The 25,910-nt window shown below is 43.9% G+C and carries 34 protein-coding genes and 1 riboswitch; of the genes, 25 read left to right on the top strand and 9 right to left on the bottom strand.

Annotated features, from left to right (window positions below):
* Nucleotides 1–2: 2 nt before the first annotated feature.
* The 21 genes from H8S44_RS00890 to H8S44_RS00800 all read left to right on the top strand — a co-directional run bounded on the left by H8S44_RS00890 (nt 3) and on the right by H8S44_RS00800 (nt 16,924).
* Nucleotides 3–2,387 carry an ABC transporter permease gene (locus tag H8S44_RS00890; protein ID WP_186872915.1) on the top strand — a complete coding sequence of 795 codons (2,385 nt, stop codon included), beginning with the start codon at nt 3–5 and terminating at the stop codon, nt 2,385–2,387.
* Nucleotides 2,388–2,469: 82 nt separating this feature from the next.
* Nucleotides 2,470–3,240 carry a response regulator gene (locus H8S44_RS00885; RefSeq protein WP_118646852.1) on the top strand — a complete coding sequence of 257 codons (771 nt, stop codon included), beginning with the start codon at nt 2,470–2,472 and terminating at the stop codon, nt 3,238–3,240.
* Between the two features lie 204 nt (nt 3,241–3,444).
* Complete coding sequence (locus H8S44_RS00880) at nt 3,445–3,828, top strand: GntR family transcriptional regulator (RefSeq protein ID WP_118746637.1); 384 nt, start codon at nt 3,445–3,447, stop codon at nt 3,826–3,828.
* Nucleotides 3,821–4,681: an ABC transporter ATP-binding protein gene (locus H8S44_RS00875; RefSeq protein WP_118746636.1), complete on the top strand. Its 861-nt coding sequence runs from the start codon at nt 3,821–3,823 to the stop codon at nt 4,679–4,681. Before H8S44_RS00880 ends, H8S44_RS00875 begins: the two co-directional genes overlap by 8 nt.
* Nucleotides 4,674–5,324 carry an ABC-2 transporter permease gene (locus H8S44_RS00870; RefSeq protein WP_118746635.1) on the top strand — a complete coding sequence of 217 codons (651 nt, stop codon included), beginning with the start codon at nt 4,674–4,676 and terminating at the stop codon, nt 5,322–5,324. Before H8S44_RS00875 ends, H8S44_RS00870 begins: the two co-directional genes overlap by 8 nt.
* A gap of 9 nt (nt 5,325–5,333) precedes the next feature.
* A complete protein-coding gene (locus H8S44_RS16565) occupies nt 5,334–5,456 on the top strand; it encodes a hypothetical protein (protein ID WP_272106404.1) in 123 nt (40 codons plus the stop codon).
* A 215-nt stretch (nt 5,457–5,671) separates the two neighbouring features.
* Nucleotides 5,672–5,995, top strand: a complete 324-nt coding sequence (locus H8S44_RS00865; protein ID WP_118501973.1) for a PadR family transcriptional regulator — start codon at nt 5,672–5,674, stop codon at nt 5,993–5,995.
* A complete protein-coding gene (locus H8S44_RS00860; RefSeq protein WP_118501974.1) occupies nt 5,992–6,579 on the top strand; it encodes a DUF2812 domain-containing protein in 588 nt (195 codons plus the stop codon). The genes H8S44_RS00865 and H8S44_RS00860 overlap by 4 nt, the downstream gene beginning before the upstream one ends.
* Nucleotides 6,580–6,591: 12 nt before the next feature.
* On the top strand, nt 6,592–7,011 hold the full coding sequence (locus H8S44_RS00855; protein ID WP_118646100.1) for a nuclear transport factor 2 family protein: 420 nt from the start codon (nt 6,592–6,594) through the stop codon (nt 7,009–7,011).
* Between the two features lie 24 nt (nt 7,012–7,035).
* The gene (locus H8S44_RS00850; RefSeq protein WP_002578900.1) at nt 7,036–7,212 is read left to right on the top strand and encodes a hypothetical protein; all 177 of its coding nucleotides are present in this window, start codon (nt 7,036–7,038) and stop codon (nt 7,210–7,212) included.
* Between the two features lie 121 nt (nt 7,213–7,333).
* Nucleotides 7,334–7,750, top strand: a complete 417-nt coding sequence (locus H8S44_RS00845) for a DUF523 domain-containing protein (protein WP_118501978.1) — start codon at nt 7,334–7,336, stop codon at nt 7,748–7,750.
* A gap of 131 nt (nt 7,751–7,881) precedes the next feature.
* On the top strand, nt 7,882–8,550 hold the full coding sequence (locus H8S44_RS00840) for a response regulator transcription factor (protein WP_118646102.1): 669 nt from the start codon (nt 7,882–7,884) through the stop codon (nt 8,548–8,550).
* On the top strand, nt 8,547–9,560 hold the full coding sequence (locus H8S44_RS00835; RefSeq protein WP_118646104.1) for a sensor histidine kinase: 1,014 nt from the start codon (nt 8,547–8,549) through the stop codon (nt 9,558–9,560). The genes H8S44_RS00840 and H8S44_RS00835 overlap by 4 nt, the downstream gene beginning before the upstream one ends.
* 101 nt (nt 9,561–9,661) lie before the next feature.
* The gene (locus tag H8S44_RS00830) at nt 9,662–10,429 is read left to right on the top strand and encodes an ABC transporter ATP-binding protein (protein WP_118646106.1); all 768 of its coding nucleotides are present in this window, start codon (nt 9,662–9,664) and stop codon (nt 10,427–10,429) included.
* Nucleotides 10,419–12,656 (top strand): FtsX-like permease family protein, encoded by a 2,238-nt coding sequence (locus H8S44_RS00825; protein WP_118646108.1) that lies wholly within the window; start codon nt 10,419–10,421, stop codon nt 12,654–12,656. Before H8S44_RS00830 ends, H8S44_RS00825 begins: the two co-directional genes overlap by 11 nt.
* Nucleotides 12,657–12,668: 12 nt before the next feature.
* Entirely contained in the window at nt 12,669–12,977 is a 309-nt protein-coding gene (locus H8S44_RS16255; protein ID WP_243036825.1) for a hypothetical protein, read from the top strand.
* Nucleotides 12,940–14,622 carry an ABC transporter permease family protein gene (locus H8S44_RS00820; protein WP_243036826.1) on the top strand — a complete coding sequence of 561 codons (1,683 nt, stop codon included), beginning with the start codon at nt 12,940–12,942 and terminating at the stop codon, nt 14,620–14,622. The genes H8S44_RS16255 and H8S44_RS00820 overlap by 38 nt, the downstream gene beginning before the upstream one ends.
* 150 nt (nt 14,623–14,772) lie before the next feature.
* Entirely contained in the window at nt 14,773–14,937 is a 165-nt protein-coding gene (locus H8S44_RS00815; RefSeq protein WP_117497604.1) for a DUF6440 family protein, read from the top strand.
* A 55-nt stretch (nt 14,938–14,992) separates the two neighbouring features.
* The gene (locus tag H8S44_RS00810; protein ID WP_029465871.1) at nt 14,993–15,427 is read left to right on the top strand and encodes a winged helix-turn-helix domain-containing protein; all 435 of its coding nucleotides are present in this window, start codon (nt 14,993–14,995) and stop codon (nt 15,425–15,427) included.
* Nucleotides 15,428–15,594: 167 nt separating this feature from the next.
* Nucleotides 15,595–16,509, top strand: a complete 915-nt coding sequence (locus H8S44_RS00805) for a ParM/StbA family protein (RefSeq protein ID WP_050624157.1) — start codon at nt 15,595–15,597, stop codon at nt 16,507–16,509.
* Nucleotides 16,472–16,924: a hypothetical protein gene (locus H8S44_RS00800; protein WP_243008680.1), complete on the top strand. Its 453-nt coding sequence runs from the start codon at nt 16,472–16,474 to the stop codon at nt 16,922–16,924. The genes H8S44_RS00805 and H8S44_RS00800 overlap by 38 nt, the downstream gene beginning before the upstream one ends.
* Nucleotides 16,925–16,954: 30 nt before the next feature.
* On the opposite strand, the gene H8S44_RS00795 is transcribed toward H8S44_RS00800, so the two are convergent.
* Nucleotides 16,955–17,284: a helix-turn-helix domain-containing protein gene (locus H8S44_RS00795; RefSeq protein ID WP_117497606.1), complete on the bottom strand. Its 330-nt coding sequence runs from the start codon at nt 17,282–17,284 to the stop codon at nt 16,955–16,957.
* Nucleotides 17,285–17,410: 126 nt separating this feature from the next.
* Here H8S44_RS00795 and H8S44_RS00790 point away from each other — a divergent pair, with 126 nt between their 5' ends.
* The 3 genes from H8S44_RS00790 (at nt 17,411) to H8S44_RS00780 (ending at nt 19,331) form a co-directional block, all read left to right on the top strand.
* Nucleotides 17,411–17,965 carry an SLOG family protein gene (locus H8S44_RS00790; RefSeq protein ID WP_118024189.1) on the top strand — a complete coding sequence of 185 codons (555 nt, stop codon included), beginning with the start codon at nt 17,411–17,413 and terminating at the stop codon, nt 17,963–17,965.
* A gap of 620 nt (nt 17,966–18,585) precedes the next feature.
* Nucleotides 18,586–19,152 carry a sigma-70 family RNA polymerase sigma factor gene (locus H8S44_RS00785; RefSeq protein ID WP_243167436.1) on the top strand — a complete coding sequence of 189 codons (567 nt, stop codon included), beginning with the start codon at nt 18,586–18,588 and terminating at the stop codon, nt 19,150–19,152.
* Nucleotides 19,149–19,331, top strand: coding sequence for a helix-turn-helix domain-containing protein (locus H8S44_RS00780; protein WP_117497612.1), 183 nt, complete (start codon nt 19,149–19,151; stop codon nt 19,329–19,331). The genes H8S44_RS00785 and H8S44_RS00780 overlap by 4 nt, the downstream gene beginning before the upstream one ends.
* A 217-nt stretch (nt 19,332–19,548) precedes the next feature.
* Here H8S44_RS00780 and H8S44_RS00775 read toward each other — a convergent pair whose 3' ends face one another.
* Nucleotides 19,549–20,067 (bottom strand): nitroreductase family protein, encoded by a 519-nt coding sequence (locus tag H8S44_RS00775; RefSeq protein ID WP_080908818.1) that lies wholly within the window; start codon nt 20,065–20,067, stop codon nt 19,549–19,551.
* Between the two features lie 152 nt (nt 20,068–20,219).
* Between H8S44_RS00775 and H8S44_RS00770 the strand changes: the two genes are divergently transcribed.
* Nucleotides 20,220–20,573, top strand: coding sequence for a winged helix-turn-helix transcriptional regulator (locus H8S44_RS00770; RefSeq protein ID WP_118024187.1), 354 nt, complete (start codon nt 20,220–20,222; stop codon nt 20,571–20,573).
* 141 nt (nt 20,574–20,714) lie between these two features.
* On the opposite strand, the gene H8S44_RS00765 is transcribed toward H8S44_RS00770, so the two are convergent.
* The 7 genes from H8S44_RS00765 to H8S44_RS00735 all read right to left on the bottom strand — a co-directional run bounded on the left by H8S44_RS00765 (nt 20,715) and on the right by H8S44_RS00735 (nt 25,888).
* Complete coding sequence (locus H8S44_RS00765) at nt 20,715–21,137, bottom strand: winged helix-turn-helix domain-containing protein (protein ID WP_118024223.1); 423 nt, start codon at nt 21,135–21,137, stop codon at nt 20,715–20,717.
* 159 nt (nt 21,138–21,296) lie between these two features.
* Nucleotides 21,297–21,782 (bottom strand): NUDIX hydrolase, encoded by a 486-nt coding sequence (locus tag H8S44_RS00760; RefSeq protein WP_243008677.1) that lies wholly within the window; start codon nt 21,780–21,782, stop codon nt 21,297–21,299.
* Between the two features lie 2 nt (nt 21,783–21,784).
* On the bottom strand, nt 21,785–22,441 hold the full coding sequence (locus tag H8S44_RS00755) for an HAD family hydrolase (RefSeq protein WP_118024185.1): 657 nt from the start codon (nt 22,439–22,441) through the stop codon (nt 21,785–21,787).
* Complete coding sequence (gene thiE, locus H8S44_RS00750; protein ID WP_004611584.1) at nt 22,431–23,072, bottom strand: thiamine phosphate synthase; 642 nt, start codon at nt 23,070–23,072, stop codon at nt 22,431–22,433. Before thiE ends, H8S44_RS00755 begins: the two co-directional genes overlap by 11 nt.
* An 11-nt stretch (nt 23,073–23,083) precedes the next feature.
* Nucleotides 23,084–23,887 carry a bifunctional hydroxymethylpyrimidine kinase/phosphomethylpyrimidine kinase gene (thiD, locus tag H8S44_RS00745; RefSeq protein WP_004611583.1) on the bottom strand — a complete coding sequence of 268 codons (804 nt, stop codon included), beginning with the start codon at nt 23,885–23,887 and terminating at the stop codon, nt 23,084–23,086.
* Nucleotides 23,884–24,558: a TenA family protein gene (locus H8S44_RS00740; protein WP_118024184.1), complete on the bottom strand. Its 675-nt coding sequence runs from the start codon at nt 24,556–24,558 to the stop codon at nt 23,884–23,886. The genes thiD and H8S44_RS00740 overlap by 4 nt, the downstream gene beginning before the upstream one ends.
* Nucleotides 24,559–24,782: 224 nt before the next feature.
* A riboswitch (TPP riboswitch) is annotated at nt 24,783–24,882 on the bottom strand.
* A 349-nt stretch (nt 24,883–25,231) separates the two neighbouring features.
* Entirely contained in the window at nt 25,232–25,888 is a 657-nt protein-coding gene (locus H8S44_RS00735) for a hypothetical protein (RefSeq protein ID WP_243036827.1), read from the bottom strand.
* Nucleotides 25,889–25,910 lie beyond the last annotated feature (22 nt).

Genomic DNA, 25,910 nt, shown 5'->3' with positions numbered 1-25,910 from the left:
AAATGACAGTACCATTTGAGAATGATACAGGAAATATTGTCAGGAAACTGGCAAGAAAAAGTTTGAAAAGTGAGAAGCGCCGGAATCTGATGGTGGTGATCGCCGTTGCGCTGGCATCCTGTCTGATCTGTTTTTCGATTGTGATGGCTTTGTCTACCCAGCAGATAGAGAAAAATCATGTGGAGGATACCTATGAGGCAGTCTATACCAGGATTACCGAGGAAGATGTGTCCACCCTGAAGGGGCTGGATGACTTCTCAAGGGTAGGAGAGTATTATATGCTGGCTGTGGAACCTGCGGAGCAGGGATACAACGCCTCCTATATTTATTGTGATGAGGAAACGATGTATATTGCCCGTGACCAGATGAAGCTTTTGGAAGGCCGCCTGCCCCAAAAGGAGGATGAGGTAGCGGTCAGCCGTTATTTCCTTTCCGAATATGGTGCAGACGCCGGGATTGGCGAAAAGGTTATGCTAAGCAGCGAGAGCTTTCACGGAGAATATACGGTGACTGGCATTCTGGAAGGCTATAAGGAAAAAGAGGTAAATGGCTGTTCCATTCTTCTTTCCAAAGAAGCTTTGAAAGGATGGAGCGGCTATGACCCCGCTGATTATCGCGCTTATGTGCATTTTCAGAATGAGCAGCAAATGGATGAAACAGAACTGACTGCCCGCAGCCGGGAGATCGCAAAGGAATATCAGCTGGAAATGCCGATTATGAACCTCAGCTATATGAAGTTCTATAAGCAGCCTGTGAATGTCAGTATGCTGGCGCTGGTTGCCGGAATTGCAGTTCTGGTCATCATCGGAGGGTATGTTGTGATACAAAGTATCTTCCGAATTTCTATCAATGACAAAATCCAAAGCTATGGACAACTGCGGACCATCGGCACAACGCCAAAACAGATCCGCCGTATTGTTAAAAAAGAAGGCCGTTTCTTAGGATGGGCTGGCATTGGTATCGGTATTTTGCTGGGATGTGCAGCCGGGTTTGCGCTGTTTCCCCGTGGGTTTAATCTGCTATTTTATGCAGCCGCGATTGTTTTGACTGCGCTGCTTGGCTGGTTTATGGTATCCATTGCGATCCGCAGACCGGTAAAGATTGCCGCCGGTATCTCCCCGATTGAAGCAGTCCGCTTTACCGGCAATCAGAGCGGAAAGGCCCACACACATAAGAAGAATATGCGGTTAAATCCCCTCTCCATGGGAATTGCAAATTTCAGGCGTGACCGCAAAAAGACTATCAGTATCGTGGCTTCCCTGAGTCTGGGCGGGGTGATCCTTTTGGTGACAGCTTCTATTCTTTTGGTTCGTTCGCCGGAGCGGATCGCAAGACAGTATTTCCCGGATGGGGATTATAAAATCTATATCCATTCTGAAAAAACAGAATATGAGGTGATGTCAAAAGGAAATCCTTTGAATGAAGCACTTCGGCAGGAGGTGCTGGCTGTGGACGGCGTGACAGATGTGATAGAGAATCGTCAGGCGGTTCATGTGCGGTTTGAGAATGAGGAAAGCTCTTCCGGCGGAATGTGCGATCTGTTGAGTGACCGAAACAGGGATCAAATGGAAGCGGCACTTATGTCGGGGACTTTACCTCAAGATTCTCATAGTATTGCACTCGATATGGAATATGCAGAAGATATGATCGGTGTAGATGTGGGCTCAGTTATAAAACTTACCATAGGGGAGCAAGAGATTCCTGTCACTGTTTCCGGTCTGTTCATAAATGATGAGCTTCAAAATGGTCATGGTCCTCTGACATTGGACAGCACCTGCATGGTTGCAACCAAAGAGCTGTTTCAGGAAGCAATGCCTATGATCGATTGTTTTGATTATTCCTGGAGCATTGTCAGCGATCCCCAAAAGGCGGAGCAGATTGAAAACAGTCTGAGCGCGATCATTTCTTCCAATCCAGACCTTGCACTGGACACCATTGGGATACATAAGGATTATGAGGAAATGGAAAACCGGGTCGTTTTTGGAGGTTTTCAGGCGCTGTCCTGGCTGGTGTTCCTCTTTGGCGTGGTCAATCTCATCAACACCACCCTCTCCAATCAGATGTCCAGAAAGAGGGAAAACAGTGTCTTTCGCGCCATCGGCCTGACCAGAAAGCAGCTCTGTCAAATGACCATCTATGAGGGAATTTGCTATGCGTTTTCTGCTGCGCTGGCAACGCTGGCAGTCGGTCTCCCGATTGCAGTGATCGCTGCCCGGAAATTCAGTGAAATGACTTTCTTTGGAGCGATCATGCCATATTCCTTCCCCTTCCTGCAAATGGGGCTGTTCGTGCTGGTGCTGTTTGGTCTGGAAATTATCTTGTCCTTCTGGACAATGCGCAGGCAGAGAAATCAATCGCTTGTGGAAGAAATGCGGGCGATGGAATAAGCATATAGAATCGGCGGGGCGGCAGCGTGCTGCCTCGCTTTTTCTGTTATCATTTTAATAAATTAAAATCGGGGGTAGATATATGAAAAAGATACTGTTGATTGACGATAGTGATACCTATATATGGAGTTTAAGAAAGTATTTACAGCACCGGGGCTACCCGGTAAAAACAGCTTGCACACTGAATGAAGCGCGGGCCGCCATCCAAGAAGAAATACCGCTGGTGATTTGCTGTGATCTCGACCTGCCGGACGGCTCCGGCATGGACTTTCTGGACGAGGTGCGAGCTGCAGATAAGGAGCTGCCTTTTATTCTGGTGTCCTGCCATGACAAGGACGACTACGAACAGGAGGCCAGGCGCCGGGGCGCGACGCTGTGCATGGACAAAATGAAAGGGCAGTTGGTGCAAGATAAGCTGGTGGAATACGCCTACCGGCAGTTATCTGGCGAAAAGACTCCGACTTTTCACAAGCTGCTCTTTGTCTACACAGAAGATACCAGCGCCGAAGTGCTGCGGGCTGCTATGCTACAAAAGGGCTTTGACCTGATTCTGGTTTCCTCGATTGAGGAGGCCAAGCGCCGGATTTTTGAGGATAAGGAAATTGAACTGATCTTGTGCAATCTGGAACTGCCGGACGGCACAGCAATGGAGCTGTTTCATACGCTGCGGCGGGTGGCGGGGATGTTCCAAATGAAGAATCCCCCTGTCCGGCTTCTGCCATTCTTTATCCTCACCGAGAACAATGACCTTGCCACGGAATATGAATACCGGCATGAGGGCGTGAACGACTACATCACCGCCCCGGTCAATATCCCGGAGCTGATCCGGCGGGTTCTGTTCTTTGTGGAATGAGATCGTTACACATATAAAAATATGTCTTTGTAGTGGACAGGATAGACGCTTTTTTATGAGAAATTGGTCAGGACAGTAAATTTATTGTCCCGACCAATTTTTGCTATTATGAACTTTTCTTAAACTATATTGCTTTTTGAAAAATTGCGTGTTATACTGTTATACATAACAGCATAACAGTCAAAACACACGGAGGATACAGCAATGAAACTTATTATTTCAAATGTATCTGGCGTCCCCATATACGAGCAGATTAAACAGCAGATCAAGGCGGCTATTTTAGCTGGTGAGCTTCAAGCCGAAGAAACTTTGCCCTCTCTTAGAACACTTGCCAAAGACTTAAAGATCAGCGTCTTAACAGTGACAAAGGCATACACAGAATTAGAGCAAGAGGGCTTTGTTAAAAATGTGCAGGGGCGCGGATGTTTCGTAATGGGGTCTGGTTCAGAACTGATTAAGGAGCAGCTTATTTGCAAAGTAGAAAACAATCTTACCGAAGCAATAAAAGCTGCAAGAATGGCAAATCTATCCACAGAGGAATTACATCGCCTTTTGGACATTTTAACGGAGGTAAAAACAGATGACTAATTATTTAGAGGTAACGAATCTTTCAAAATCTTTTGATTCTTTTCAGCTTCACAATATCAGCTTTACTTTGCCAAAGGGATATATTATGGGCTTGATCGGCCCGAATGGTTCTGGCAAAACAACGACAATCAAACTGATTTTGAATATGCTCAAGCGCACCGGCGGCACAGTCAAAGTGATGGGGCTGGATAATATCGCAGAAGAACAAAAAGTAAAATCAGAGCTGGGCGTTGTTTTCGATACAAATTATTTCAGTGATGATTGGAAAGTGTCGCAGGTTGAAAAATCCATTTCGGTATTTTATCCAAATTGGGACAGCCAGAAATTTGCGGATATGTTACGGAAATTCCACATTGCACCAACCAAAAAGGTAAAAGAACTTTCCAAAGGTATGCAGATGAAGTTAATGCTTGCCTGTGCGTTTTCATACGACGCCAAACTGCTGATCCTCGACGAGCCGACCAGTGGACTTGATCCGGTTTCCAGAGATGAACTTTTGAAAATTCTTTCAGAGTATATTGAAGATGGCGAGCATAGTGTTTTGTTCTCCACCCATATCACAGGAGATTTGGAGCGTGCAGCCGATTATATTACCTACATCAGTTATGGCGAGTTGTTCTTTACTGGCAACAAAGATGATTTTGTAGATATGTTCCGCATTGTAAAAGGTGGAATTGAGGAACTGTCCGATGATCTGAAAAATAAGGCGGCTGGTATTCGTACATTCCCTACGGGATTTGAGGCTCTGATGAAAACCGAAGATATTAACGGTTTCTCCAACCTGACTGTTGAGCCTGCCACTATTGATGAAATTGTAGTGTTTACAAGCAAGAAAGGTGACGATTATGAGTAATATTTTGAAATCCACAAAATTAGATATTGCATTGGTAAAACCATATTTTAAGACGATTTGCTTTACCCTGCTTCTGCCGATTGTGTTTGCCGCAATCAATCGTTCTTTGCTGACAGGGGTATCATTTGCTATGTGCTTTATTGCCATGACGACGGGATATACCTTTTCCATCACAGAAAAAAACAGTATGGATCGTCTGTTTGGTATTTTACCTGTTCGTAAAAGTGAGCTTGTGATCGGACGCTATGTTTTCGTCCTTGCAATGGGGCTTCTTTCTTTGATTATTTCTTTGATTGCACAGCCGCTTGCCTTGAAAGTGCTGGGTGAAACAGTTGGCGTATTTGATATTGTAACTGCCGCTATTGCAGGAGTATTCCTATTTGCACTCTATACCGTGTTCCAGATTCCGGGATATTACAAGTACGGCTCAATCAAAGGACGGGTATTTATGTATATTCCAGTGGCCGGTTTTTTGGTGACTTTACTTCTTCTCTCTAAAATGCCAGCTATCGGGAACTCAATTATTTCAGTCGTTGAATCTTCTCCGATACTTCTTGTTTTGCTTGCGGTTTTTGCTATTGTCGTGATGTATGCGGTTTCAATCTTCTTGTCCATTCGGGTTATGAAGAATAAGGAAATGTGAGGTGATTGTATGGATTTCACAATTTTGGCAGTTGTGCTTTTGATTGGTGTTGGAGTTCCTATCCGTAATAAACTCATACGGAAATATCGGGATAAGAAGAAGCAAGAAGAAAAGAAAAATATGCCAGAGTAATTTATAAATAGCAGCGCCGGAGAGTGGAGTCAGTATTTCCTTTCCGGTGCTGATTTTACATTTAGGACAATTCTGCAACAATTCTTTTTTATACTTGAGGTAACAAGTTACTATATCATAAAGCTTAGCGTTCTGTTATATTTTGGATCGTTATTGACTTCTATTACGGTTAGTGATATATTTATTACAGTAACCGTAATAAGGAGGCAGGTGTTATGCGAGACAATGCGAAAGGCGGTGCGCTCACAGAGGTGACATTCTTTATTTTGCTTTCCCTTTATACCCCCAAACATGGATATGCTGTCATGCAATTTATTGAAGATAGTACAAAAGGGCGGCTTACGCTGGGGGCAGGTACTTTATATGGTGCGTTGAACTCATTGCAGGAAAAAGGCTGGATTGCACCTTTTGGAGATAGTGCGGGACGGAAAAAAGAATATCTCATTACAACGCAAGGAAAAGAAATTGCAGAAAAGGAACTTATAAGGCTCAATGAACTTGTATGCGTAGCTAATGGAATTATTGGAGGTGCAGTATGAGCAAAAAGTATTATCGTTTCTTTGGCGGTTTGTTGACTGCCCAGGAACATTGGCTGAATAAAATGTCTGAAAAGGGCTATCGTCTGATTCGGGCGGAAAAAATGTTGTATGAATTTGAGGAGTGTAAACCGGATCAGGTAAAATACTGTGTGGAGTTTATCGGGCAAAAATCGAAGGTCGATGCGTCAGATTATCATGAGTTTTTAGAGGGGATGGGTTACAAAGTATTTTATAAAAACATCAACCTGAACTACTCTGTTGGTAAAGTGCGTCTACGGCCATGGGCTGAAAAAGGCGGACGCATAGCAACAAATGCCACCACCTTTAACCGGGAACTGTTGATTGTAGAAAAGGATAATGACGGTAAGCCATTTGAACTTCATACTTCTTATGAGGACAAGGAAAACTATTACAGAAATCTGCGTAATCCGTGGTTGTTGATACTGCTCATGTTCGCAATATTTGCGGTTGCAAAATGTTCGGTAGTTTTTGGTGTGCTTGCCCTGGTTTCTCTAATTCCTGTTCTCGTATATCAAACCCAGGTCATGCAGAACAAACGCGAAGGTAAGACAAAAGAATGGTGAGGTGTTTATATTATGAATGAACGAGAAAAAACGATCCGACTATGGTTTGATATGTGGCTCAATCAGCAGGATATGGGGATTGATGATATATTTGCAGAAGATGTGATCTATACAGAAAGCTGGAGTCCCCAGTATAACAACCTAAAAACAGTAAAGCATTGGTTTCAGGAATGGAATACCCGTGGCAGGGTAGTTGTTTGGGAAATCAAGCAATTCTTCCATAAGGGAGATCAAACGATTGTGGAGTGGTATTTCAAAAATGAAATGAACAATGGAAGTATAGAGGAATTTGATGGAATCTCGCTGGTTGAATGGACAGAAGATAATAAAATAAAGGCATTAAAAGAATTTGGGTGTAATCGCAATACCTATAATCCATACCAGGAAGGCGATACCCCTCAATTCAGAGCAGAAAAAGCGAATTGGTTTTGATTGAGTGCTTATGGAGGTAAAAATATGATGTATCGGACAGAATTAGTAGAAGGAATTACCGTGGAAAATGTAACAGAGAAAATCAATGCAAAAATAGAAGAAATGGAAAAGGAAAGCTATCGACTTGTTACGATGTCTTTTTGGGGAACCGAAAGAGCTGTACTGGTTTTCAAAAAAGGGTTAAAGGGTAGTTTGCTTTAACACATAGTTTGCTTTTGAACTGCCGACTATGGTGCATTGACAGATTGGCAGTCTCAACCATTCGTTAAAAGACTTTATTGTGGATTGGACGAGCAAACCATTGGGATTTGAGGTGACAAATATGAAGGTATTGGTTAGTGCCTGTATTATGGGAGTGAACTGTAAATATAATGGGAAAAACAACGAAAATATAGCGGCTATGAATTTTTTGAAAGATAAAGAAGTGATTTCTATCTGCCCGGAAGTATTAGCAGGTATGAAAATTCCCAGATCCTGTGCAGAAATTGTGGATGGGAGAGTAGTTGATGAAAACGGAAATGATGTTAGTTTAGAATATGATAAAGCAGTGGCAGTTGCATTATCGAAAATTCAGAATGAAGAGATTGATTTAGTTATATTACAATCCAGAAGTCCTACCTGTGGTGTTAATCAGATATATGATGGTAGCTTCACTGGGAAGTTAATTCCTGGAATGGGCTTGTTTGCAAAGGCATTAAAACAAAGAGGATATAATGTCATTGATGTTGAAGAAATATAAGTTTACCATTTGTTATTTGTTGAGGGACAAGGTTTCTAACGCATTAAGGCTGCATTTTTATCTTCGCCTGATGCAAATGTCAATGGGAGCATGAGCAACTACATATAGTAGTTTTCTTCACGGAGGCTGATATGAAAGAAAAAATATTGATAATAGAAGATGATCCATTGATACGGAATGAATTGAAAACGCTGCTGCAAAGTAACGGCTATGAAACAGCGGCTCCGGAAGATTTTTCTGATGTGATCGACCGGATCAAAGCCGAGCAGCCACACTTGATTTTGCTGGACATCAAGCTGCCGGGAATCAGCGGCTTTTCTCTCTGCACCGAGGTTCGCACATTTTCCGAAGTACCAATCATCTTTGTGACAAGCTGCAACACGGATATGGACGAACTGAATAGCATCATGCTGGGCGGAGATGCTTTTATTACGAAACCCTATAACACAGCAATTCTGCTTGCGAAGATTGCATCTCTGCTGAAAAAAGCCTATCCCGCACAGCAACGGGAGCAGATCGTCTATGGAGATGCGGTGCTGCATCTGGAATCCAGCAGTTTGGACTATAATGGACGGAGCGTAGAACTTACTAAGAACGAATTGAAAATTCTCTATTACCTGTTCAAGAACGGTGGAAAAATCTGTTCTCGCGGAGATATGATTGAGTATTTGTGGGACAATCAGCTATATGTGGATGACAATGCTTTGAGCGTCAATATCAACCGCATCCGGGAAAAACTGGCGGGTATCGGTCTGATGGATTTTATCAAGACAAAGCACCGACAGGGGTACACGATATGAACAGCAGACGATATTGGAAAAACAGGCTGCCATTTCTGCTGACGAACCTTGTTTGTATGGCTGCACTCACTGTATTTTTGCTGGTGTGCGGCAATTCGGTTTCCGCAGTAGTATTGATCCTGATTGTATGGGCATTGATTTTGCTGATGGGACTTGTCCTTACTTACTGGAAACGAAAGCGGCAGATGAAAAAACTTCTGGATATGGCAGAGCAGCTCTCTGAGAGATACCTCATTTCCGAAGTGATGGAGCTGCCGGAACAGGCCGAGGATCAAGTTTACTATCAGCTTTTGAAGATGGCAGGAAAATCCATGTTAGAGCAGATTGGAGAAGTCGAGCGGGAACGCCTGGAGTACAAAGAATACATTGAACAATGGATTCACGAAATCAAAACGCCCATTACTGCCATGAAACTTCTATGTGAAAACCATCGGATGGACTGGACAAAAGAACTTCTGCTGGAACTGGAAAAGACCAACCGCTTTACCGAACAGGCTCTTTATTATGCCCGCAGTGAGCATACAGAGAAAGATTATTCTGTCCGGGAAATGGCACTGTCCCAAGTGGTGCATCAGGCGATTGCAGATAATAAATATCTGCTGCTCCAAAGTGGTATGCGTCTGGAAGTGGAGGAAATGCAGGACACTGTTTATTCAGATGAAAAGTGGGTGCGCTTTATTCTGAACCAACTGATTGCCAATGCGGTCAAGTATCGTACGGAACAGCCGGTTCTCCGCATTTCTACTCATAAACGGCAGGATCAGGTTGTTCTTGTCGTGGAGGACAATGGAATCGGGATTGCTGCGTCCGATCTGCCCCGTATCTTTGAAAAGGGATTTACCGGTCAGAATGGTCGTATGGTCCAGCAGTCCACAGGCATTGGCCTGTACCTATGCAAACGGCTTTGTGAAAAGCTGGGCATTGGCATTACGGCGGAGTCGTCGGAACATGGCACAGCCATTTCACTTTCTTTTCATATTAACTGTTTGATTCATGAAGTGCAGAGCTGAGAACCGTTCTGCACTTCTTACATTTTTGTTAGAACTTTGTAAGAAAACTTGATACAAACGAAGCCGCTCTTATTTTACAATAGAGATTAGAGGTGATAACAATGAAAGAAATTTTGAAACTGGATCATATCCAAAAATATTACGGAAATGGCGGGAATGTTACAAAAGCAATTCAGGACATCAGCTTTTCCGTTCAAGAGGGAGAATTTGTAGGAATCATGGGAGCATCCGGTTCCGGCAAGACCACCCTGCTCAACTGTATTTCCACCATTGATACGGTCAGTGCGGGACATATCTATCTGGATGGAACCGATGTGACGGAAATCAATGAAAAACAGATTGCCCGGTTTCGCCGGGAAAATCTTGGATTTGTGTTCCAGGATTTTAACCTGCTGGACACGCTGACCATTTCGGAAAACATAGCCCTGGCGCTGACCATCAACAAGGTTCCCGCAGGAGAGGTTGATGGACGGGTTCGGGAAATGGCCGGAAAGCTGAATATCTCGGATATTCTGGATAAGTACCCCTATCAGGTGTCTGGAGGCCAGAAGCAGCGGTGCGCCTGCGCCAGAGCCATTATCAACCAGCCTAAGCTGATTTTGGCGGACGAACCCACCGGCGCGTTAGATAGTCACTCGTCCCAGATGCTGCTTTCGACGATCCAGAGTATCAACGAAGATCTCGGAGCCACGATCCTGATGGTGACACACGATGCTTTCTCGGCAAGCTATGCCAATCGTATTCTCTTTATGAGGGACGGGGCGATCTTTACGGAAATCCGTAAGGGTGGTGATTCCCGCAGGACTTTCTTTGAAAAAATCCTGGATGTCCTCACCATGATGGGAGGGGGCATGAGCGATGTACGCTAAACTCATTTTCAAAAATGCAAAGCGGTCTGTGAAGGACTATTTGATTTATATTGTGACCATGACACTCTGTGTCACCCTGTTCTATGCGTTTTTGTCTATCAGCAGCACCCATTATCATCCGACCATTGGTGCGGAATATAATATTTCCCTGCTGGCTGGAGGTATGAAACTGGCAATTTGCGGGATTAGTCTGCTTTTGTTGTTCCTGATCCACTATGTCAATCGTTTCATGCTGAGAAAAAAACAATCGGAGTTTGCAGTTGAGGCAACCCTGGGAATGGAGCAAAAAACCATAGGACTGCTCTTTTTTGGAGAGACTTTTTTCCTGCTCATATTCTCTGTGTCGGTGGGAATCCTTCTGGGGATGATCGTTTCTCAGGTCATTACGGCTATGCTGCTTGCTTCTTTTGGGGAACCCTACGCTTTTTCTTGGTCTTTTTTTCCAGATACCGTGCTACTGACCGTGGGCTTCTTTGTTATTTGCCAGATTCTGGTTGGAGTCGGGAATGTCAGAATTCTCAACAAAAGCAGGATTATTGAGCTTATGACGGCAAACCGTCAGAATGAAAAACCGCTTCATAAAAGCAGATGGATGCCGATGATCTGTATTATCTATGGCATTATGCTGCTGTGGATGCTGGAGGTAGGTGCTGTAAAATATCATTTTTACTTCGATCCCAGACATCCGCTTCCTGTAAAGCTCATGTATTGGGGGAATGTCCTTTTCCCTGCACTGACGCTGCTTTGGGCAATCGCAGGTGCTGTTTTACACAGAAAAATAGGATTTTCCCGATATCTTTGCGGGCTTCTGGCTGGTGCTGTATTGACCGCTATTCCGATTTTTTCCATCGCAGAACTGGAAAAAGCCTACTTCCTTGGATTTGACGCCCCAACTCTGAATCAATATTTGCTGTTTGGGGTTGCGGATATTTTGTTTATCATTTCCGCAGTCATTTATTTATCGAATGCGGCGCTCCTATACTGGAAGGAGTCTAAAGTGTCCCGCAAATATCACAATACGAGTTTATTTCTGTTTGGACAGCTTTCCTCTAAGCTGGCTACCAATACGAAAACGATGACGATAATTTGTGTGACCCTGACTTTTTCTATCTGCTTGTTTGTCATTGCGCCAGTTTTGACAGGATGGAGTCTGGGCTATTTGGATAGTCGGGCAGTCTATGATATTCAAATTTCAAGCCGCTACAACGATGTTTATGAAGTGGAAAATCTTCCGGATACAGACTATGGGGAAATTACTGCGTTTATAGAACAAAACAACATAGCGATAAAGGACGATTTGACTTTTTCGGAATATCTTCCCCAAAAAAGCGACTTTCACCAGCGGGTAAAGTACGATTTTCCTCCCTTGGCAATTGCACTGAAGGATTATAACGCTGTTCGGAAAATGTTGGGATATGAACCTATTACCTTACAAACGGATGAATTTGCTACCCACTGGCATCGTGCGGCAGAGGACAAGGATATTGAAAACTACATCGCTGAGCATACCTTACTGGAAACTGATGCAGGCACCCTGAAACTCAGTGAGAACGCCGTGTTTCAGGAGCCTGTGGGGGAATCTATCTATAATCTTTATACAGATGTGGTGTATATCATACCTGACGAGATAGCGCAAGTCTTGCTTCCGGTACAGAGCAACCGATTTGTGATGACCCAATATCCGCTTCCCTTCAAAACGGCAGAAATGCTGGAACAGCTTCTTGGGCGTTCTTATCCAGAAGATCCTGATAAAGACAATCTGGCAGGATACAGTACAACTGTCCATACTACGGAAGTGAACCGTATAATCGCCCTTAACTTTATCCTAAAAGCGTCCTTGATCTATGGTGCAATTGTGCTGATGGTGATGTGTCTTACCGTGCTGGCTCTTCAGCAGCTCCTAGATGCAGAAAAAAACAACTACAGATTTTCGGTTCTGCGAAAAATGGGAGTGGAAGAGAAGGACCTGCATACTTTGGTTCTAAAACAGCTTGGTGTTTGGTTTGGGATGCCGATCACAGCGGCAATCGTTTTAGCAATGATTGTGATTGGCTATTTTCTTCAAAGTGTTTCTGCTGAAATCTCAGCTTATATTGGCTGCGGAGCCTTGATGCGGCAAATAGGTATCATTGTCGGGATTTTCGCTTTGCTGCTGAGTTGCTATTTTCTCAGTACATGGCTGCTGTTCCAGCGTTCAATTCGCAGCAACTCCGATAGCGTAAGGTGATGGGAGGAAGATATGTACTGGAAGTTAGCAATTCAAAATATCCGCAGAAGCCTGCGGGATTATATCATTTACTTTGTGACGCTTACCTTGACTGCGGCATTGATGTACTCATTTTTGGCATTGGGCTTTTCATCAGATGTTCTTGCTATGGCAGAAAATATGTCGATGCTGACTACTGGAATTTTGCTTATGTCAGCTCTGGTTGCTTTTCTGTCCTCGTTTGTGATCGGTTATGCGATCCGCTTTATGCTGGAAGGAGTTTGCAACCTACGAACTGATTGGCATGGAAGCAAAGACAGTACGGAATTTGTTCCTTGCTGAAAACAGTATCATCGGTACAGGAGCCTTTCTGCTTGGTTCTTTGGTTGGCACAGGGCTTTCCGGTTTGCTGAATCAGGTGGTAAAAAATATCTTTGAGGTGCCGCATACCTATCAGGTTTCCTTTTCTCTCCAGGCATGGGCAGTAACATTTTTGTTTTTTGCCTTGATGTATGGTTTTGGGATGCTCCGAGCAGCAAAGATTATCCGGCATCAGAAAGTAATCGATTTGCTGTATGATAACCGCAAGAATGAAGAATACCGTTTTAAATCATGCAGTCGTAGTCTTCTGGTAGTATTGCTTTCAATAGCCGCAATGGTTGCAGGCGTGATTTTGCTTGGGCGGATGCTTCAGACACAAACCAATGAAGCATTTTTGTACCTTGGCGGAGCCTGCCTGCTCATTCTGGTGGGGGTTTACGAGCTGCATCGCCAGATTCCGCTTTTGCTGCACCGATTTGCAAAACAAAATCTGCGCCATAAGTACAAAGAAGAAAATCTGTTCTTCCTGGGGCAGATTGGGCGGCGCATCCATTCTGCTGGCCGGACAATGGCTGTGGTGGCGATTCTTTTAACCATATCTCTGGCAACCATGTTTGTGGGGCTTACCATGGGAGCAGGCTACAAAGCCAACATGAAAGCCTATTATCCCTATGATGCAGGCGTGGCGATTGATGCACCTTTGGAAAAATCCAACATGGATTCCATCGTTTCCTTTACAGAGGAGCATTGTGGAGTCGAGGATTCTGTGAGTTATTATCTGTATGCGGTTCCTGAAAAACCGATCGAAGCCTTGTCCTTGTCCGACTATAACCATTTGCGTGAAATCCTGGGGCTTTCTCCTGTTTCCATGAGCAACAACGAATTTTTGGTTCATTGCGATACATGGAACTATATGGACGGAATCCGACAGGGCTTGGCGCAGCAGCCGGAGATCACATTCAATGGTCGGACCTTGTCTGCTGCGGAAACGCCGATCCTGACGGAGCCGATGGAGCAGTATCAAATGGCCGGAACGAAGGGATATGTACTTGTTCTGCCGGATGAAGCAGCTTCACAATTCGTCGGAGAAAAAATCCGTCTGGCGATGAAACTGGAAGATGGCGGATACCCGGAATTGAAAAGCGACTTGAAGCAATTCCTGAACAGTGGGAAATGGCAGCCGGAATTGCAGTCCGGTCAACAGCTTCCGGAAAAAGTAACGATGGGTGTTACAGTAAAGGCGTGGGGCGTTGCCAATTCGCTGACTGGATTTACAGCCATTTCGTTCTGCGGATTGTATTTAAGCATTATTTTTATCATCCTATCCTGCTCGGTTCTTGCATTTGAGCAGCTTTCTGCCATAGACAAAAACCAGAAGAATTATGCAGTCATTGACCGTTTGGGTGTACCGGGGCACAGGCAAGCCTCCCTGATACGCAGGGAACTGTCCACAGTCTTTTTGATCCCACTGCTATTCCCTCTTTTGCTGACGGTTTTGCTGATAGTAGGGGCACAGTTCTTTTTCGGAGAGGCAATCTTGCAGCAGGGACTTGTGCCTCTTTATGGTTTGGTGACGATCCTGCTATTCTGTGCAATCTACCTGACCTATTTTGGTGCAACAATGTTCTTATTCAAACGGGTTATTCTTCGACCGGAAATGAGATAAAAATTGAATTGCTACAAAAATGAAGCAATTCCGCCTGTTTTCTTGCCGAAAAAGAAAGCGGTTAGGAGATTTCTGCAACATTTGGCCTTTATCATAGAGTAATAAATTAGAAATGCTGATACCTTGCACTATGCAAAGGAGTGGATTACTATGGCAAACAAAGAAAAGCGCTTTGAAACAATCTATACACAGGGAACTTCCTTGAGTATTGTTGTAGATACCGAAACAGGTGTAAACTACCTTGTCCATGATACGGGGATTACCCCTTTGCTGGATAAAAACGGAACAGTCGTTATTACTGAAATAAACAAGTAAACTTTATATTGGCTGCAGGGTATCAGCATTCTAATTATGAATAAGGGAGGGACATATGGGAAAAATCTTTGTATTGTCGGTAACAGACCATGAAGAATACATACTTAGCAGAATTATGGAGATTATTGCAGCCGAGCCAGGATTTGACCATATTGTGTCATCTCACCCTTGTAATACTCTTGTTTTTCCGGGATTGGAGCTTCGCCTGAAGGAGAGAACGGTACACCGAAACGGCGAGTTAATTTCTATGACCCATCGGGAATTTGCGACATTGGTATACTTGGCAAACCACCCGTCCTGGGTATTTTCTGCCGGGCAGATTTATGAAGAAGTGTGGGGTGAGGATGGTGAAAACTGCGGAACAGCCGTTGCCAGCGTCATTGGTCAGATCCGCAGAAAACTGACACCGGATATGCCGAAAGCGGGTTATATCCGTACTGTTTTGGGGAGCGGATACAAATTTGAAGTTCCGCAAGGTATGGCAGAATAGAACAATCAAATATATATTAGCTGCGCACATTATGAAGCAGCCAAAAGCGGGAAACCTTTATGATGGGTCTCCTGCTTTTTGTTTTCATAAAAATAGTGTGTGATTGTTGAGAATAGGCGTCATATAGGCGTAAAGGATATGTATAAAGCAAAAAGGAGGCATTACATATGCTTATTGGCGTTGATCATGGCAACAAACAAATTAAAACGGTTCATTGCAACCCCTTTGTGTCCGGTCTGAAGCAGAGTGTCACCCGTCCCTTTGGACAGAATGTGCTGAGGTATCAGAATACCTACTATACGCTGTCTACTGAGCGGATTCCTTATCGAAAAGATAAAACGGAGGACGATCGCTTCTTTATCCTGACCCTATTTGCTCTGGCTGGTGAGATTGAAGCGAGGGGAGCATATTCCTCAGAGGTTCAGCGTATCCAACTGGCAGTAGGGTTGCCGCCGGCACACTTTGGCGCCCAGGTGGAGCGGTTTACACAATACTTTGGGCAGCGGGGAATGGTAGAATTTGAGGTGCAGGGCAAGCCGTATTCCATCTATATTGAAGATGTGGCCTGCTTTCCACAGGCATATGCAGCGGCGGCCACCATGCTTCACACGCTTGTTGAAGAGCCAAAGGCGGTAATTTTGGATATTGGTGGGTTTACTGCTGACTATCTGCTGATGAAAAACGGAGAGATTGACCTTACCTCCTGTGATTCGTTAGAAAATGGCGTGATCCTGTTGTACAATAAGGTGCGTTCAAAGGTGAATTCGGAGCTGGATCTGTTGTTGGATGAAGGAGATGTGGATGCCATACTGATGGGAAAAAAGACTCAATATCCGGATGCAGCCATACGGCTGACAGAACAGATGGCGCAGGAATTTATCAATGACCTGTTCAGCACGTTGCGGGAGCGAATGTTGGACTTGCAATATTGCAAGGTAGTATTTGTAGGCGGCGGTGCCATTCTTTTGAAGCGGCAGATCGAAACTTCGGGCAAGGTGGGAGCACCATTCTTCGTACCGAAAATCAATGCAAATGCGGATGGCTATGAGTATCTGTACCGGATTGAAACAGCAGGCAGGTGATGGTATGGGCGAGAAAAAAGAACGAGGACGGTTTACGCTGCGCTTTAATGAGGGCGATCCAATACACGAGACGGCCATTGGATTACTGGAATTGCAGAGTCCCCGCACAAAAGCGCAATATGTGGCAAATGCAGTGGTCTACTATAATGAGCACTTTGGGCAAGAGCCACAGCCGCTAAATGCTTCAATCATCAGCAAAGAAGCGGTGGTGGCTATTGTCAAAGAGATTTTGCGGCAGGAAGGTATGGGACAGGAAAAAGCAAAAGAGCAGATTCCCACAGCCAGATTGGTGGAGAAGCCTGCAGCGCCTGTGATGCTTTCGACTGCACAGGAGGTGGACGATGATCCGGAAATGGACGATAGGACACGCAGCCTGATTGCCAGTACTTTATCTGCGTTCCGCAGCAGGGGATAATCAAAAGAGGCATGGGAGCCAGTGATGCTCCTATGCCTCTTCCTGTATGGCCGCGATAAAACTGTCTAAAATATCTTCAAAATGCCTGTATTGTTTGGGCGTTAGTGTGGAAATCTTCTTCATAAGAAGAGAAGAATCTGCTTCTGTGATGACGCCTCGCAACAAATACTCGGTGCTGATGTGAAGTGCATCACAGACTTTGAGGATTGTCTCAGGCCGCATAGCCTTTTGCCCCAGTTCTGCGGTGGAGATGGTCTGTGGTGTGACATGAGCCAGCTCTGCCAGAGTTTCTTGGGTCATATTCAGTTGTTTTCTCCGGTCGAAGATCCGTTTACCCATATCTTTTAGTAGATTATCCATGCGTCACCTCCATGCTATAGTTACATTTTATCCGCTATGACATGGATTATTAAGCGGTCATGGTTGATTTATCTCGTCTATGGCAAGTATAATATGCAGAGGAGTATGACGGGAAAGGAGAACCATATGAACAGTTTTTCGTGTGTGATTACAGGCCACAGGCCGACCAGATTTAAGTTCAAATATAATGAAAAGGATAAACGCTGCCAACGGATTAAAAAGTGTCTGCAGGAGCAACTCATACGACTTTATAACCAGGGAGTACGATGCTTTTGGGTTGGAGGAGCAATGGGCGCTGATATGTGGGCAGCGGAGATACTGCTGCGCATGAAAGAACAGCAAACATATCAAGATGTGGAATTGTGCTTGGCGCTCCCTTTTGAGGGTTACGATTCAGACTGGGATGACTGGCACCGAAAGAGGATGGATTTTATTCGCAGATATGCTGAAAAGGTCTTAATACTGTGTGAAACGCCATCAAGTGAAAGCTATAAGAAACGCAATTACTATATGGTGGAGCAGGCCGGATATATGATAGCTGTCTATGATAATGCACACAATATGCGGTCTGGAACCCAGCAGGCGGTCAACTACGCCAAGAAGAAAGGACTCCAAATCATTTATATCCATCCAGATACAGCACAGGTAGCGATGGAAGATACAACTTTATGGAAAAAATAAAGGAAGAGCTCTAAAGCGGAACACTGAGAAAGGTTGCAAAGTAGTGTGTCCGTTTTAGAGCTTGTTTTGTCATATAATGTCGAATGATTTTCTTTTTGCTCGAAAGCGATTCCAATGCTACTCCAAGAGTTTCCGAAAACTGTCAGTTACACTATGATTATGGCAGTGATCCCAAAACCAATGAAAACTCGATAAGTGGAGGTGGGGGGTATGAGATCAGTACAGTACCCAATGAAAATCGGAAGAAGAGGGCGGTCTTTATCCTGGCAATAAGGATGGAGGCCGCCTTTTGTTTTAATTTAATAGAATAGCTGGAATAGCATTTGAAAAAAGTATTATTTCACAATTTAATAATTATTAGCAGGGCGGCAGCGTTGCGCTGCCATATCGCGAAAGAAAGGGGATGATGCAGGCCGCCTGTGTGCCGTCCGCATAACTGCGGACAGGGAGTAACGATGTTATGGAGAAAGGATTCCACAACATCGAGCAGTTCATTGCTTTCATAACTCCAGGACACACGGCTTTTCATGAACGGCTCTCAATAGGGGTATATCGTCGCGGCAGGACAAGAGAGTTTTCTCCACATAAGGAAAAACCTCCACCTGCTCGGGCGGAATCTATTGAACTGCTCGATGCAGCAATTCAAGGAACAGCTGTTTTTGTCCATTGGTACAAAGCTGGCTGTTTTTCTCTATCACAGCCAAGTTTTGTCCGGTGCAGGTCACCGCCAGAAGCTCAGGAAATCCATCGGAATTCTTGAGACTTTTGGAGGTAAAGCCATGTGGCAACGGAACAATGGGCAGGCAGAAGATGACCTGCAATTCAGGTTTACAGCATATTTAGTTTCGGCGGTCAAGCGCCGCAGAAAAGATTATTTGATCCAGCTTTATAAGCGCAGCAGTATAGAGAGTACTGTGGAAGTGGTCTATGAGTCTGAACCCAGCTCAGAGGAAGTGGTCTTGGACAGATTACCGCTTATGGATGTCATTGAGAATGGAGCGCTTCTGGAGGCGTTGCAGAAACTCAATGAACGGGAACGCCAGATATTTCTGGCTCGAACGCTGGAGGAAGAAGATTTCGAGACTCTGGGAGTAAGGTTTGGGCTGTCCTACAAAGGGGTGGCTGCACTTTATTACAGGACGATTCAGAAAATCAGAAAGAGCATTGAAGGAGGTGACAAGAAATGAATTTTGAATGTCTGCTTCTCAATGCCAAAGCCGGAAACGAGGATGCCATTACGGCGATTTTACAGATGTATCGACCATTGCTGCTCAAGTATGCCATTATTGATGGTGTACTGGATGAGGATCTGTACCAGGAATTGAGCATTATTTTGTTGAAGGCGATTAAATTATTTAAGATTTAAGTCAATGAGAAAGGCTCCGAGATCATTACGGCCTCGGAGCCTTTCTTACTGACTTAAAAGGGAGAACTGTTAAATTTATATCCGTTGCCCAGTACAGTCCGGATATAGACACCCTTTGGTGTACAGGTTGTTTCCCCGCAATTATAACATCAACCACTTTTGGAAGCAATGAGTTGAAGAAAGTTCGGAAGCATTTCGGAAAATATCTCATACTCAGTTACAGTTTTTCATACGAAACTAAGTCAGTGAGTGGAATCCTCAGATGGTCATGTCTTTCAGTATCTGCAGCTTCTTCATTTCCATAACCAATTACTAAAATATTGATTGGCTCTAAATTATCGGGCAAATCAAATTCTTTCCGGATAACATCAGGCTGAAAGTAACATACCCATACGGTACCTAAACCTAATTCTGTTGCCTCCAACATCATATGGTCTGTTAGGATAGCTGCGTCAATGTCTCCGGTTTGTTTTTGGTCAAATGGGCGAACCCATGCTTTGTTATGATCTGCACATACAATAATTGCAAGAGGAGCATTATAAATATTTGCCCCTTTGCTGATTTTTTCCAGTCCCTCTTTGCTTTCTACTGCAATTAAGTGAACTGGCTGTAAGTTTGCTGCTGTTGGTGCAACATGAGCAGCCTGCAAAATTTTATCAAGCTTCTCTTTTTCCACCTTTTTGCTGCTGTAATTGCGTACAGAATACCGTTTTTTTGCAATCTCAATAAAATTCATCATAGTCAATCCTTTCTTGGTGTTGTATAATTTAATTGACATATTCAATCGTCGTACTAATTTTAACATGGTGCAGTAGAATAACAAGATTGCACTTTTCAGGTAGATACTTTCCTCAAAGAAAGTACCCCAAAAGGAGTGAATTCATAAAAATGAATTATCAAAAAGATCAATTTAGTTGCCCAGTGGAAGCCACACTTTTTCTAATCGGAGGAAAATATAAACCTCTCATTCTTTGGCATTTGATAGAAAAACCTTTGCACTACATGGAATTACAACGCTTAATTCCAAAAGCCACACCTAAAATGCTTTCACAACAACTTCGCGATTTGGAAGAATGCGGCATGATTCATAGAGAAGTAATTCCAGAAAAACCACCTAAAACTTTGTATTCTCTTACCGCTTTTGGAAAAAGTATCATTCCGGTATTAGATTCTATGTGTAACTGGGGAATACACTTTCTTGAAGGATTGGATATTACGCCGCCTTGTGGTTCAAAACTGTAAATAGTCTATTTGGGGAAGAGTAGACTGCCGTTTGTCGAATTTATATATGTTTTTTCAAGTAACACAGGAAGCAATACTTGCAGCCTTGTTTCAAAAAAACGAAGCGCCGGACAGAGCCAATCGGCATATGTCCGGCGTTTCCTATATCACGGATTCAAATTTATATCCACTGCCCAGTACAGTCCGGATATAGCCACCCTTTGGTGTATCTGGCGTCAACTTGCGCCGGATCTGACCGATGACACTGGCAACGGCGGTGCCGCAGCGTTCACCGTCTCTATCCCATACGGCCTCATAAATCTGGCTGGCTGAGAATACCCAGCCAGGATGACGAGCCAGATATGTAAGGACAGCAAACTCATGGTGAGTCAGAGTAACAAGTTGACCGCTGCAGGACACTGTCTGCTCCTTCAGCCGGATTTCCAGATTTGTAAAAGAAAGAATGTTGCAAGGGAGAGGAGGTGCAATATGGTTAAGCTCCGGCTCGTTTGCGATAGTTTCCATAATTTTATTGAGTATATGTTCTTCGTGGTCTGTAACAGATAATATCAAAAGTTTCCCCATATTGCTCACATCCTTTCTTCTCCTTATGTGCATAAGCAGTAGTTCTGTTTTTTGTTTGATCCCATATGGAACTAAGATATCACTGGTTTTATTTGATTTTTTCTCCATAAAAGTGTGTTAGACAACAGAGGCTTTGATACCTCCGCGCCCGGCGTTTTTTCAGCCTATTAACTGATCTACATAGGTAATCAGGGGATGCAGTTGTTTCAGGCGAAACATCTCAAATAACTTATCTGAACTTACCCATTGAACATCTACAACTTCTGTTTCCTGTAAACGCATTTCTTCAATCTTTATATCCCTATAAAACAGCCAAACATCGTAAAAATCCTGCACATTTTCCCGTCTGGTCTGATAAATCAATTTTTCACTTCCGGGAGTAAGCAGTATTCCTAATTCTTCTTTTACCTCTCGGATTGCTCCTTGCAAGCTGGTTTCCCCGGAAAGTACAGAACCACCCGTACATTCCCAATAAAGAGGGTATTGCTTTTTCGGATGCCGCTGTGATAAAAGATACTGCCCCTGCTGATTGACAATCCATGCACTCACAGATAAATGATACAGCCCTTTGGGTATGATTTCTCCACGGCACACTGTTATTCCAGACTTTTCCCGTTTTGCATTATATAAATCCCATTTTTCCATTTTCATGCCTCTTTGTGTGGGATCGGTGCTTGCCGAAAATCAAGTAGGTAAATATCAGCAATCCTTTCTATCTCTGCACGCTGATCTGCGGAATACTTATCATAAATCCCACCTGCTAACATACGGGCTGCCTTTGCGCTTTTAATTGCTGGAAGCACATCATCAAACACAATGCAGTGTTCAGGTGCGACCCCTAATTTTCTTGCAGCCAATTCAAAGACATCCGAATATTCTTTTCCCCGCTGAACCTCATCTGTTGAACATAGGGCGTCAAATAATTCTAAAATAGAATTGTTCTTTAAGCATGGCATATAGAGCTTTTCCGGCAACCCCGTAGCAACTGCAAGTTTTATTCCATGCTCTTTTAAGCGCAGAAGATAATCAAGGGCATGGGGCAGCAGACCGACATGGTTGCTGTATTCCTCGACCGCCATATTATTCCATTCCTCAATAATTCCCTCTACCGTTTCCTGCAATCCAAAAAGATCAATGGTATATTGTGCGGCTTCCTCAAAACTCCTTGCACATATTTCAGTTACATAATTTTCAGGGACGGGAAGATTTCTCTTTTTCAAAAACTGAATATCTATATGCTCCCATACATCCATTGAATCCAGAATTGTTCCATCTAAATCAAAGATTGCCGCATTAAAATCCATTTTTCTTTTCCTTTCCGCAAAATAAATCTTTCAGTTCCGCAGCAGCAGCTTTTATATCAGACTGCGCTATGATGGCAGATACAACAGCCAGCCCGTCAATTCCCATGGGCTTGAAACGCCCTGCATTTCCCTTATTGATACCGCCAATAACAACTATCGGCAAAGAAACGGCTGCGCGGATTTTCTGTAATTCTTCCATTGATACAGAATCAGCGTCGGTTTTAGTTCCAGTAGGGAACATTGCGCCAACTCCCAAATAATCCGCACCATCCTGTTGTGCCTGTATTGCTTCTGCAATGGAAGAAGCAGATACCCCCAACAGCATATTTTCTCCTATTACTTTGCGGACGGCAGCCGCAGGTAAATCATGCTGTCCAATATGTACCCCCGTAGCCTGCACAGCCATTGCAATATCTATCCGGTCGTTTATGATAAGGGGAATATGGTATTTATCCGTAACCTGTTTCACGGCAACAGCCTGATTGTAAAATTCTAATGAGGACAATTCTTTTTCTCGGAGTTGTATCATTGTGCAGCCTCCTAAAATTGCCTGTTCCACCGCTTCTGTCAGGCTATCGCAGCTCATTAGTTGACGATCAGTAACAAGATAAAGTGTATAATCAAAGTTCATTTTGCACCTGCCTATTCTTTAGATAAACCATGCTGATACAATTCGTAGAAATGGTGCGTCGGGCCACAGCCTTTCCCAATCGCAAGAGAGTGTTCGATTGCCATTGTGACATATGCCTTTGCAGATTCGACTGCAAGCGGAACACTTTTTCCCTTTGCAAGCTGGGAAGCGATTGCAGAAGAAAAGGTACAGCCTGTCCCATGAGTATTTTTCGTATCAATGCGGGATGTTTCAAAATGGTAGAAATTTTCTCCATCAAATAGGACATCAACAGCATTTCCTATATGATGTCCACCCTTGACAACAATCGCCTTACAACCCATGGCATATATTTTTCTTGCGGCAGCCTCCATATCTGAAACTGTGGAAATCTGCATATCCGCTATTTTCTCTGCCTCTGGAATATTCGGAGTAAGTACATCGGCAAGTGGAATTACTGTGTCTATCAAGGTGGAAACCGCCGTAGGATTCATCAATGGGCAGCCATTTTTGGCATACATAACCGGGTCGATTACAACATTTTGGGGCTTATATTGTAATAGTTTCTTTGCCACCGCTTTCATACATTCTGGTGTAGAAAGCATACCGATTTTTACTGCGTCCACTTCAATATCTTCAAATACGGCGTCAATCTGTTTTTCAATCATATCCGGGGTAATATCTTGGATGTCGATAACGCGGCTGGTGTTCTCTGCAACAACAGAAACAATAACACTCATTCCAAATACGCCGTGAGCAGAAAAAGTTTTCAAATCAGCCTGAATACCTGCACCTCCGCTGCAATCTGATCCGGCAATGGACAATACTTTTTTCATTTTGCATTTTCCTCCATTCTCTCGTTCCGATAGGCCATCTTCCAAAAAGCAAGTTCTAACAAACTTGCTTTCTCAAAAATACCAGCCAGATACTTTTTATTTGCTTCTGATAACCCAGCACATTTATGCTCTGCAAAAGCAGACCATTCTTTGCAGCTTTCTGCATATTGTTCATCGGCATAATCTTTGATAAAGTCCCAATATCTTGATTCTTTGCTTGTGGGGACAGACGCCAGTTTGCGGAATATATAGCTGTAACTTAACATACAGGGAAGAACCGCCATTAAAATTTCTTCATTCTTTCCATGTGACGCAATCTCAAACATGAAATCAATGTAATTTTGATTTTCAGGCAAAGGGGCGATCAGTTCAATATCATCATCTGTTATGTAAAATTGCTTTAGATAATCCAGCCGCACTTCCGATTCCGTATCATTTACAAAGTTCAGCATGGAGTAGTAAAGCTGAATTTCTCTTAATGTAGCAGCATGAAAAATTGCCTTTCCGTATATGCGGGCATAGTTTTTTAGATAGATACTATCCTGAATCATATATCTCTTGAATTTTTCAAGAGGTAGCTTTCCAGTTTGCACTTCCTGCACAAATGGGGTAGCTGCACATTCTTCCCAAATGGGGATGTTATGGGTTAAGATGTCTTTCATAAATGCCATGTTTGATCCTCCTAAGATAAAAAAATAGAGCCTCTAAAACAATTAGAAGCTCTTTCAGACGCAATACGAGCGTAAGAAATTGCTTCCCTACGCCGGTATTAGCCGACAGGTCCAGAGGTCAGGTCTTACCTTTTTCAACTTGTTCAGTTCCCTCGCAAACACATATCATATCTTATTCAATTAAAAAAGGACATTCCCAAAACAGAGAATGTCCAAAAAATACGAATCTGTATTCTTCAGCTCCCTGCGTTGGTATTAGCCAACAGGTTCAAAGGGTCAGGTTTTAACCTTCTCAACTACAAGGTAGTCCCCCTGCTTGAATATTATTATAGTTAAGAAGTCCACAAAAGTCAAGTCTACGCATTTAGGGCGGTAAAAGTCCACGGAAATCAAGGGGTTTTCCGCATGGTCGGCAGGCAGGCGGATAAAGTTATCCTGTTCCCCTCAAAACGGGGTTCTAAATGCGGGAAAATGGACAAAAAATGAGAGGCAGATGCGGAGGATTTGGCACCTCTTCGCCGGCATTTTTTATCACTGGGTTACATTAAGGGGCTAATGTATCCTATTTTTCATAAATCTTTTGGATATGATTATGGTGCGGTATATAAGAAGAGAGAAAAACGCACCGAATACAGAGCTGATAGGCATACTGTATCCAGTGCGTTGCAAACTTTTAACCTTTCAGATAGTAATGCACATAGGCATTATAATCTCGATGCCGGGTGACTAGCCGCAGCCAGATATAAAAGTGGGCAGTTTCCGAATACAGATTGAATTCGGTGGGCTCGCTGGTGGGCTGGGCGTACCCTCGACAGAACCGTGTCAGCGTGTCCAAATTCCGAAACTCCGGCAGTTGGAACAGCGCATTCTGAAAAGCATCAATTTCACGGGCAACTTCCAGAACAGGCGTATCCTTTTGGCACTGATGCCAGGTGGTCCACCATTTCCATCCATCATAATCAGAACGGGAATAGGCTATCTCGCTGGCAGGACGGGAGCCTTGCTGAAACAGATCTTCAAAGGTGCAGGAAGTAGTCAGCAGCGGATCCTCAAAATCGGTCTGCTGCTGGCTCAAACCGTTTTTGACAGCCGCCCATTCTGCTAGAGGGAGAGGGCAACGGTTGGCATCACGCAGGGCTTCATCCATACCGCACGCCTCGCAGATATGGACATCTGCATAGCGGCTCAGGGCGTTGATGACCAGCCTGCGGTCCAGCGGCTGACCACACCGAAGACACAAGGGTGGTTGCGCTGCCTCTGGGGTAAACAGCAGTTTGTCCTGCTGCCATACGGTTTCCAACAGGGGTTGGGGATAGATACGGATCTTCATGATGATGTCCTCCTATTTTACT

The sequence above is a fragment of the Anaerosacchariphilus hominis genome (assembly GCF_014290175.1).
GTDB classification, from domain to species: Bacteria; Bacillota; Clostridia; order Lachnospirales; family Lachnospiraceae; genus Laedolimicola; species Laedolimicola hominis.
Note: the sequence above shows the minus strand (reverse complement) of the source record. Positions and strands in the feature narration are given on the sequence as shown.